Origin of the sequence: Marinobacter sp. (assembly GCF_048259445.1) — a bacterium.
In the GTDB taxonomy this organism is placed as follows: domain Bacteria; phylum Pseudomonadota; class Gammaproteobacteria; order Pseudomonadales; family Oleiphilaceae; genus Marinobacter.
The window spans coordinates 1-6,849 of sequence record NZ_JBLXHQ010000053.1 but is presented as its reverse complement, the minus strand read 5'-3'; the positions used below and the strand labels follow the sequence as shown (position 1 = coordinate 6,849).

7 protein-coding genes are annotated in these 6,849 nt (G+C 51.5%); all 7 read right to left on the bottom strand.

From position 1 onward, the window contains the following. Positions 1-229 precede the first annotated feature (229 nt). Positions 230-1,048, bottom strand: a complete 819-nt coding sequence (locus ACN0RL_RS19525; RefSeq protein ID WP_417519847.1) for a sulfotransferase domain-containing protein — start codon at positions 1,046-1,048, stop codon at positions 230-232. A 162-nt stretch (positions 1,049-1,210) separates the two neighbouring features. After that, positions 1,211-2,005, bottom strand: a complete 795-nt coding sequence (locus tag ACN0RL_RS19520) for a glycosyltransferase family 2 protein (protein ID WP_417519845.1) — start codon at positions 2,003-2,005, stop codon at positions 1,211-1,213. Beyond that, on the bottom strand, positions 2,002-2,913 hold the full coding sequence (locus tag ACN0RL_RS19515) for a sulfotransferase family protein (protein ID WP_417519843.1): 912 nt from the start codon (positions 2,911-2,913) through the stop codon (positions 2,002-2,004). Before ACN0RL_RS19515 ends, ACN0RL_RS19520 begins: the two co-directional genes overlap by 4 nt. Before the next feature lie 22 nt (positions 2,914-2,935). Then, positions 2,936-4,159, bottom strand: coding sequence for a glycosyltransferase family 4 protein (locus tag ACN0RL_RS19510; RefSeq protein ID WP_417519841.1), 1,224 nt, complete (start codon positions 4,157-4,159; stop codon positions 2,936-2,938). A 135-nt stretch (positions 4,160-4,294) separates the two neighbouring features. Further along, positions 4,295-5,068: a class I SAM-dependent DNA methyltransferase gene (locus ACN0RL_RS19505; protein ID WP_417519839.1), complete on the bottom strand. Its 774-nt coding sequence runs from the start codon at positions 5,066-5,068 to the stop codon at positions 4,295-4,297. After that, positions 5,065-6,234 (bottom strand): DegT/DnrJ/EryC1/StrS family aminotransferase, encoded by a 1,170-nt coding sequence (locus tag ACN0RL_RS19500; RefSeq protein WP_417519837.1) that lies wholly within the window; start codon positions 6,232-6,234, stop codon positions 5,065-5,067. The genes ACN0RL_RS19505 and ACN0RL_RS19500 overlap by 4 nt, the downstream gene beginning before the upstream one ends. Continuing rightward, positions 6,231-6,656, bottom strand: a complete 426-nt coding sequence (locus ACN0RL_RS19495) for a hypothetical protein (protein WP_417519835.1) — start codon at positions 6,654-6,656, stop codon at positions 6,231-6,233. Before ACN0RL_RS19495 ends, ACN0RL_RS19500 begins: the two co-directional genes overlap by 4 nt. Between the last annotated feature and the right edge of the window lie 193 nt (positions 6,657-6,849).

The window sequence follows — 6,849 nt, the reverse complement described above, 5'->3', positions numbered from 1 at the left end:
GCCGGAAAACTCTAATCTCCGGCGGTCCAGCATTGGGTCTCAGAGCAAGGGCTATTCACACTCTACGTTTGATTGGCATGTCGTTTGGGCTCAGGTCAACCTGTTTGAGACGATAGAACATCATCTTAATACGTTTTGTCGCGATCCCCTGTGATAGTAGGACGTCTTTCCTGACCAGGCTGCCCTCTATACGCTGCTTTGCACCCTATATATATTTTAAGACGGTGTTTTAAACGTAGCCGAAAATCTTCATGGTTTCGCCAGCATGCTGTTCGATATAGCGCAGATCTTCGGCAGAAATTTCTTCTTTGTGCGAGGTCTCCCCTTTGCGAACAAAGGTAAAATCTTTGGGGAGAGTCAGATTTCTGTCCGCACAGAAGGCTTCATTCTCTTTCATCTTAGAAAATGATGCACCCACGACAGCCGCGTGAATGACATGCTGTTCGATGTTGAAGCCTAATAGGGCATAAATATGATGTAAAACACCTGCCGTGTCGCTGAGCAAATCTTCGTATCTTATCACACTAAAAGAAACACTCGGCCGCGTTTGCGTCAGCCAGCTTTGAGCATGTTTGACCCAGGCCTCGATCCCAAACTGTTGATCGCGGATCATGTCGCTCAACGACCCTTGGTACCACCCCAGTTTACCAGCAAAGGCATGGTAAGAGGCCATCACGTCCCGTGGGTCACGAACCAAATAAATGACTTTTCTGTAAAGAGGGTTATGGGGAGCGTGGCTTTTAATAAAACGATGTCCCGGAAAGGGGAGAGGTGTGGGCAGATGCCGGGATGTGTGGATGTCAGGAACCAAATCATTGACGGCAAAAAATGTTGGTTGGCGGTCAATACCGCTTTTTTGCAGATTGACGGACGCAATCAGGAATGTCAGCCAAGTGATGCCGCTTTTGGGGAACTCGACCAAAAAGGTGTCGTCGATGCGTGGTGTGGACGGCGAGGTCAAAAGATGAGGCTGGTCGCGTAAGCACCTTCGCAACCCGCGCCAAAATGCATTTGAGGTTGCTTTGATGTTCTTGAATTTGTCCGCCACGAAAGAAAATCCTTTTAACAGGTATAATATGCCAAGCCGATTGGTGGGGATAAATGAACAGCCGGAGAATAAAGGTCTGAACTAATCTAGGGAAACACAGACCCGAAAATACCGAATGCCCATTGGTTGATGCGCCTCGGCACTGTTTCCTGACAAAATCTATTATCCCGAGGTCATCATGTTTTTCAAGCTCTCAATTCTCCTGCGGATCGCTAACTTAGTCCAGGCGATGACATAGGCCATGCCGACTTGAAATGCCGATAGTTTCAAATTGCGACGTCGGACTTGCTGAGCTTCCTTTAAGGCTTGTCTCTGCTGGCTGGCACCGCCAATGCGAACACGGGCAAGCGGCGTGGCGATGAAAGATGCATGGACACTTGGGCCGACCCGAAGCAGAAAATCATAATCAGAGGCACTGCGAAACGAGATGTCGAACATTCCAAAGCGATCGAACAGTGTGCGGTGATGCAGGGTTCCTGGATGACTGATATTCATCCATTTTTGCATCTTCTGCCAATCCCAAGGTGATGCGATGGTACGGGCAATACTGCTGTCTGTCTCGTCGACCCAGTGAATTGTCCCGACAATCATATTTACCTCAGAAGAGGCGCTCAACACTGCTTTGCGACAGGTGTCTAGAGCATTTGGAAGGTAGTAGTCGTCAGCTCCCATAAAGGCGATCCAGTTGCCTTTTGCTGCGGCGACCCCTTTGTTCCAAGCATCATAAATGCCGTGATCAGGTTCGCTTATGAGCACGTCAATCACATCGCGTGCTTCCTTGGCAAGCGCGATGGTATTGTCATTAGATCCCCCATCGACAACAATCCATTCTATCCCGGTCCGGTTTTGGCTGCGCAGTGAGTCGATGAGATCGGCTAAATGCTTGCCTGCATTATAGGTCGACGTGATGATGGAAATCAGCGGTTGCGTGTTGGTGGTCGAAGGATTGGTGCTCATTGAGAAGGCACTTTCCAATCTTTAAGTTCCCATCCGGTAAGCTTCTCGACCTGAGTAAGGTCGTCGGACAGCTGGGATATTATGTAGTGCCTTTCTTCCGGGGGCAGCGTTGCTTTTGTGAGCGAACGATCCATTAAAGAGCGCACTTTTCTGCGGACTGGTGTGGGCACAAAAATGCGACCTATCATTGCCATCTTTTCGATGTGCCGAAAGGCGAATGCGGTTGCCCGATTGGTCGGGACGCCAGAAATATTAACCTGTCGCTTTGGAGCACATTGTTGTTGGGCAATATCGGGGCTGACGCCAATAAAGTTATAGACGTCCTGCAGGCTTTCTTTGCGTTCGCGGACATAGCGTTCATGGCGCAGGACCAGAACGTTTTCACGGCCGAAGGTGGAGAAATATCTTTCCAGAACAGGGGCGTAATAGCTCTGTCCTAAATACGACCAAAATTCACCCCATTGCGCTGCATTGCGCTCTGGCTCCAAGGCTATGGCTTTCAAGAAAGACGGTTCTGGTTCGCAACCGATGAGACGGGCATGGAGAAACTGCGAAAAAGCTCGTGCTGCTGGATCACGCAGCATAATGATAATCTTTATCCGGCCCAAGGTATCATAAATGTGACCGGGGGTGCGGGCGTCTGCAAAGTAAGAAGGGCAAATCTCGCCGATTGCTTTTTCGGTTTTTACCTCGGAGAACAGGGCTTTGTATTTTTCAAGACTATCCACCAGCATGGGCGGAGGCGTGCCAGGGCCATTCCATGGCAAACCGTCGAAAGCTAGGCGGAAAAAATGGGTTTCCTTAATTGCTGTCACGAAGACATCGGGATGGGCTGCCATGTCCTCGTGCAAGGCTGTCGTGCCGGTTTTTGGGGCGCCGACACAAATGAAGTTCGGTAACGATGTCATTTATATTCCCGCCCCTCCCTTTTTAGGCTTTCCATCGGCGTCGTTTGAGGGCGTAATTGTCGAAAATGTCCTTAAGCTTTTGGGTGGTAGTGTCTTTACTTAACGTTCCCGCTAGTGCCGACCCTGCGGCTTTGAGGCGCTCAACAGTAGGCGTGTCTTGAAGGACAGTAAGCAAGTGCGCTGCTAGGCTTTTCGGGTCGGTAAGGTCGCAATAGAGCGCTGCATCGCCCATTTGAGCGCGGAACGTCGGCTGATCAGAATAAATCACAGGGCAGCCTAATAATGCCGCTTCCACGGGGGGGAGGTTGGTGGGGCCAAAATAGCTGGGCATCACCAATGCCTTTGCGCCGTCGTATAAAGCGGGGATCTCATCATCATCGACAAATCCCAAGAAGAAAACCTGATCTGAGATTCCAAGCGATTGTGCACAAGCGCGAAGATAGTCTTTATTTCCCTTGTCACCGCCGCTCAAGGCCGCCCCGATTTTCAGGCCATAGCGGGATTTGAGTTCGGCCATGCCTTCGAACAAATAGAGGTGATTTTTATGGGGCCACATTTGTGCAGGATAGAAGATATAGTCTTTAGGTAGACCATATTTTTCCCGTACGGCCTGCGGCGAGGACGTGCGTTGGCCGCCCGCGTAGGCGCGTACACTAGCAGAGGGTAAAAAAGGAATGACGTGGACACGTGCCCGGGCGACCGCATACCACGAGGCAATTTTGTCCGCCCCCGTGTCGGAATCCGCGATCACCGCCACAGCTTTGGGCAGAACAGCTTTTAAGATTTGCTCACGGAGTTCAAATTCCCGGTTTGCAAAGACTTCGGGAAATTCGGGATGGTCGCGGTGGCATAAGTCCCAGACGGTGAAAACGTAAGGATGTTTTGACAACCGGACAGGGGTGGCGGACCGCGCATTAAAAAAAGCGATGTCGATGCCAAGTCTGTCCAGGCGAAGGTCCAAATTCTGTCCAAGACGTTTGAGCCCCAAACGTCGGATGAGACGCAGTGCCCGTTCGCTTCGGGGCATGAGACCGCCTATGGTGTCGCAAAAACGCGTCCAGGCCCCATCGGCATAGAGATGAGCCTCTATTTTGCGCTCTCGAAGGCGTTCAATGTTCTCAGCAATCGGGGTCATGACAACCACGTCATGGCCCGGCAAAGATTGAAGGGTGAGGACCATTGATAAGGTTTGCTGGAAGGCTCCCCCCGACTGAAGGGCGTTTTCGACGAATACAGCAATCCGCATCGGAGTCCGGTCCTTAGAGAAAATTCTCAACAGCGCAACGCTGTAGTGATGACGGATAAGCGTAAAAAGAAAAGAACGCTTCCATTACAAAAATCCAGCTCAAGCGTTTTTTAGTAAGTGAGGTAGCATTGTTTGTCAAACAGCGACAGCCAGCACATAGGCACCAAGCTCTCCGGCCTGCGGCGGCCCCTTAGTCAACCATTCCCCGTGCGTGACCGTTTTAAAGCCATGCAGAGAGAGTTTTGCTTCTAGAAACGCTGGATCGAAATAGCGCATAGGATGTTCTTCGTGCCAACGGTGAACGGACCCGGTCTTCTTTTCGGTGGCCGTCACGTGGAAATTAACCCGGACCAAGTCGTTCTTTGCTTCCAATACCGGCTCTGTCAGGCGATGCACATGCCAGGCGTCGTTTTCAGCTTCCCGCTCACGTCGGGCGACCCCATCGCGGTGAACGGCCTCGGCATACCAGTAATCGAACAGGAAAGGTGCCTCCCGGGGCAAATGGCGCCGGATTTGGCGCAGGGCAGCCTCTAGATCAGCGGTGACGGTAAGGTAGCTGAAGACATGGAATAGTGCCGCGGCGGCATCAAAAGTCCGCAACAAACGAAGGGAGCGAACATCCCCTTGCATAAACTGAACCGCTGATGCAGTACGCTGACCTGTGCTGCGTTGGGTTGCCAGCGCGACCATTTTCTCTGAAAGATCGACCCCTTGTACTGTTAAGCCCTGGTTCGCAAAAAGGTGCGCATGGCGCCCGGTCCCGGAACCGATATCCAACAGGGTGTTTAAGGGGGGTGAATTGGCCTTATTCAGACGATCAAGGACAAAGGCTGCCTCAGCGCCGTAGTCTTTGGTGTCATACAGCAGGTCATAAACCGCGACATATTCTTGGGAAAAGGTTCCGCTCATCTGAGCACCTGGCGAATGACTGCGGCGACACGACGCATTTGCACCTCGTTTATGCCTACGCCTGAAGGCACATAGAATCCCCGCTTGGCGATCCTTTCGGCCACTGGACAAGAAACCCCCTTAAACAAATCCATTTTTTGGAATACGGGTTGCAAATGCATGGGCCAAAAAAATGGGCGAGTGCCAATTCTATGAGCGGCGAGGGTTGCCATTGCTGCCTTGGCATCCATTTCCAGGTTGTCGTCAAGAATGAGAGAGTAAACCCAGTACAAGCCTTCGGCATAATCGGTCCGCGTGAGCGGCAATTGTACACCGGATATCGACGACAGGAGATCGGTATAGGTGGCGCCAATTACGCGCTTACGGGCAACGGTTTGATCAAGTTTTTCTACCTGGGCCAAGCCTAATGCCGCCTGCATATTGGTTAAGCGGTAGTTCCATCCCAGTTCATCGTGAACAAAGCGTTGCTTTGGATTAAAGCATAAGTTCCGAAGGCTGCGGCAGTTCTCCGCCAAGACGGGATCGTTGGTCATCACCATGCCACCTTCGCCTGCTGTGACCAACTTGTTAGGGTAAAAGCTAAAAGTGCTAAGCGTGCCAAAGCTTCCGCAGGGGCGGCCTTTGTAGGTTTGGCCATGCATTTCTGCTGCATCTTCGATTACCGCTAAACCATGTTTTTCGGCCAAGGCTAATATGGGGTCCATATCGACAGGAAGGCCGTAAATGTGCACCACCATCAGGGCTTTGGTACGCGGTGTAATGGCTGCGGCGTAATGGTCTGCAGTACTGTTCAGAGTTGTCGGGTCGCAATCCACTACCACCGGAGTGGCCCCGTTGCGCAGGACGGCGGTCGCGCAGGAGATGATGGTAAAGGATGGCAGGATTACCTCGTCCCCTGGGCTTAGCTTTAAGGCAGCAACAGCAATTTCGAGGGCGGCTGAACCATTGGCAACGCCAATCCCAAAGCGGCGATTGACCCTTTCAGCCATTGCCGCTTCAAAGCGTTCGATATAGGGTCCTTCGGACGAAATCCAGGCGGTATCAATGCAATCGAGCAGATAGGCACGTTCGTTCCCGTCAAGTTTCGGTTCGTTCACAGGGATCGGCCCGACCGCTTGCAGCGAAAGAGCGTCTTCAAGCACTAGCGGGCAGGGCGCAGAGGTCATACTTTTACCTCATCGGTTGAAATGCCCTGAAAGCGCGTTTTGTCCTCATCGCCGGCGTAGGGACCTTGCTTAATTTCAAACATCTCTAGTTCTTCGAGGACCTCAAAACCATGTCCCCCTTTGATCAACAAAATCACATCACCTGTTTCTAAGATTCTGCTGTAGAGGTAGGTCTGATTCTCATCATAAAAATCGACCCTCAGGCGCCCCTTGCGAAGAACCAAAACTTCTTGAGTCAGATGGACTTCTCGCTTCACGGGGTTGTGAACGTGCGGCTCGATGAGCTTTCCGCTTGGATGCTGCATATAGCCGATTTGTTGGGATAACGAAGAATCTGTAAAAAATGAAATACCTGGCTTGGCATAGGACGCCCGGATAATAAGGGCCAAGAGTTCGCCGCTATGCTCGATATGTTCTATCATTCGTCTTACTCTGGCTTCGGTTGTGCGGGGCTTGTAAGGGTATTTCGTTAAGCGCGCAGTATGTCGCGAAAGCATCTTTTCGTCTAGCGAGGGTTTGCTCTGAGACCCAATGCTGGACCACCGGAGATTAGAGTTTTCCGGCTTTTGCTCTGAGACCCAATGCTGGACCGCCGGAGATTAGAGTTTTCCGGCT

What these genes read in the sequence shown, in the direction of transcription:
- ACN0RL_RS19520 (WP_417519845.1), bottom strand. Translation starts at nt 2,005, where the DNA reads ATGAGCACCAATCCTTCGACCACCAACACGCAACCGCTGATTTCCATC.
- ACN0RL_RS19515 (WP_417519843.1), bottom strand. Translation starts at nt 2,913, where the DNA reads ATGACATCGTTACCGAACTTCATTTGTGTCGGCGCCCCAAAAACCGGC.
- ACN0RL_RS19510 (WP_417519841.1), bottom strand. Translation starts at nt 4,159, where the DNA reads ATGCGGATTGCTGTATTCGTCGAAAACGCCCTTCAGTCGGGGGGAGCC.
- ACN0RL_RS19505 (WP_417519839.1), bottom strand. Translation starts at nt 5,068, where the DNA reads ATGAGCGGAACCTTTTCCCAAGAATATGTCGCGGTTTATGACCTGCTG.
- ACN0RL_RS19500 (WP_417519837.1), bottom strand. Translation starts at nt 6,234, where the DNA reads ATGACCTCTGCGCCCTGCCCGCTAGTGCTTGAAGACGCTCTTTCGCTG.
- ACN0RL_RS19495 (WP_417519835.1), bottom strand. Translation starts at nt 6,656, where the DNA reads ATGATAGAACATATCGAGCATAGCGGCGAACTCTTGGCCCTTATTATC.